The following is a 442-nucleotide window of genomic DNA, read 5'->3' as shown; positions in this document are numbered from 1 at the left end:
TGTATACCGGCTATGACTATTTTCGTGCCGGGCTCAAGCATATTGYGGACGAAGACGAATGAAGGTCGACCTGGTTTATTTCGCCTGGGTGCGCGAGCGGATCGGCAAGTCCGGCGAGACGATCGAACTGCCGCCAAGCGTGCAGACCGTGGGTGATTTGCTCACCCATCTCAAAACGCTCGGCGAAGAATATCAACTGGCGCTGGAACATGACAGGGTGATCCGCGTCGCAATCGACCAGGAACATGCCGAACAGGATGAACGGATTGCCGGGGCGCGCGAAATCGGCATCTTCCCGCCGATGACGGGCGGCTGAGATGTCTAGCCTCGAACCGCATGTCCGGGTGCAGGCGGAGGATTTCGACATCGCCGCCGAGACCGCGCGGATCACGGACGGGCGGCGCGATGTCGGCGCAGTCGTAACCTTCACCGGCCTCTGCCG

The 442-nt window shown here is 61.0% G+C and carries 1 protein-coding gene; it reads left to right on the top strand.

The genetic code is table 11. The features are described 5' to 3' along the window. Positions 1-58: 58 nt before the first annotated feature. Positions 59-316 (top strand): molybdopterin converting factor subunit 1, encoded by a 258-nt coding sequence (moaD, locus tag AC1D0P_RS29755; RefSeq protein ID WP_477680021.1) that lies wholly within the window; start codon positions 59-61, stop codon positions 314-316. The last annotated feature ends 126 nt before the right edge of the window (positions 317-442 follow it).

The sequence above is a fragment of the Polaromonas sp. P1_G2 genome (assembly GCF_056405515.1).
The sequence above is the reverse complement of the archived record's forward strand: the minus strand, read 5'-3'. Positions and strand labels throughout refer to the sequence as shown.